The sequence below is a fragment of the Gelidibacter sp. genome (genome assembly GCF_035577925.1).
Lineage (GTDB): Bacteria > Bacteroidota > Bacteroidia > Flavobacteriales > Flavobacteriaceae > Gelidibacter.
In genome coordinates this window covers 1-1,647 of the sequence record NZ_DATJCY010000057.1, presented here as the reverse complement: position 1 = coordinate 1,647, position 1,647 = coordinate 1, and the positions used below count along the sequence as shown (strand labels likewise).

General features: G+C 40.6%; 1 protein-coding gene. It reads left to right on the top strand.

Going from position 1 to position 1,647, the window contains the following annotated elements; all coding sequences use genetic code 11:
• On the top strand, window positions 1–1,647 hold a 1,647-nt coding region (locus VNJ50_RS01780; RefSeq protein WP_325578475.1), incomplete at both ends, for an AIR synthase-related protein.

The window sequence follows — 1,647 nt, the reverse complement described above, 5'->3', positions numbered from 1 at the left end:
AAAAGCATCTAATGGAGCGTCTGATTTTGGAAACAAATTTGGACAACCTTTAATTTGCGGTTCCGTATTGACCTTTGAGCACGACGAACATCAAGATTCTGAAAACACCTCGGCAGCACGTAAGCTCGGTTTTGACAAAGTGATTATGCAAGCAGGTGGAATTGGTTACGGAAAAGCAGATCAAGCTCTAAAAGACACGCCTAAAGTTGGTGATAAAGTGGTAATTCTTGGCGGTGAAAACTATCGTATCGGGATGGGTGGTGCTGCTGTTTCATCGGCTGATACTGGCGAATTTTCAACTGGTATCGAATTAAATGCTGTACAACGATCTAATCCGGAAATGCAAAAACGTGCGGCAAACGCCGTTCGTGGCATGGTTGAAAGTGACGAGAACTTTATTGTTTCCATTCATGACCATGGCGCAGGTGGACACTTAAATTGTTTAAGCGAATTGGTGGAAGCTACTGGCGGACTGATCGATTTGGACAAACTGCCTGTTGGCGATCCTACACTTTCGGCAAAAGAAATTATTGGCAATGAATCCCAAGAACGTATGGGTCTTGTCATTGCTGAAAAACATTTGGAAACTCTTCAAAAAATAGCCGATCGTGAGCGTGCACCAATGTACACCGTTGGTGATGTAACGGGCAATCATCGGTTTACTTTTGAATCTCAAACAACTGGTCAAAAACCAATGGATTTGGCAATGGATGATATGTTTGGAAGTTCGCCCAAAACTATCATGATTGACAAAACCATCAACAGAAACTACGATCCTGTTGTCTTTAAAAAAGAAAAGTTTTACGATTATTTAGATCAATTATTACAATTGGAAGCCGTTGCTTGTAAAGATTGGTTGACCAACAAAGTGGACCGTTGTGTGGGCGGAAAAGTTGCCAAACAACAATGTGTGGGCCCTATACAATTGCCACTCAATAACGTGGCCGTGATGGCTTTGGATTATAAAGGGAAAGAAGGCGTTGCAACCTCTATTGGTCACTCACCAATTGCTGGTTTGATTGATCCTGTTGCAGGAAGTAGAAATGGCATTACCGAAGCGTTGACCAATATTATGTGGGCACCATTAAAAGATGGTCTTGAAAGTGTTTCATTGTCTGCCAACTGGATGTGGCCTTGTAAAAATGAAGGTGAAGATGCAAGACTTTATGCCGCTGTAAATGCCGTTTCTGAATTTGCCATTGCACTTGGAATCAACGTTCCGACAGGAAAGGATTCTCTTTCCATGAAACAGAAATATCCAAACGAAGAAGTTATTTCACCAGGAACAGTCATTATTTCTGCAGCAGGAAATTGCAACGATATTACGCAAGTTGTAGAGCCAGTTTTAAAGAAAAACGCTGGTGCTATTTATTATATCAATATTTCGGAAGATGACTTTAAATTGGGCGGCAGTTCATTTGCACAAATTGTCAATAAAATTGGCCATGAAACACCGGTAGTAAAAAATGCATCTTATGTTAAAACGGTTTTTAATACGATTCAAAATCTCATCAAAACCGAACAAATTGTCTCAGGACATGATATAGCTTCTGGCGGATTGATTACCACTTTATTGGAAATGTGTTTTGCAGACAACAATTTGGGAGCCGAATTGGATCTTACCGAATTAGGCGAAAACGATTCGTT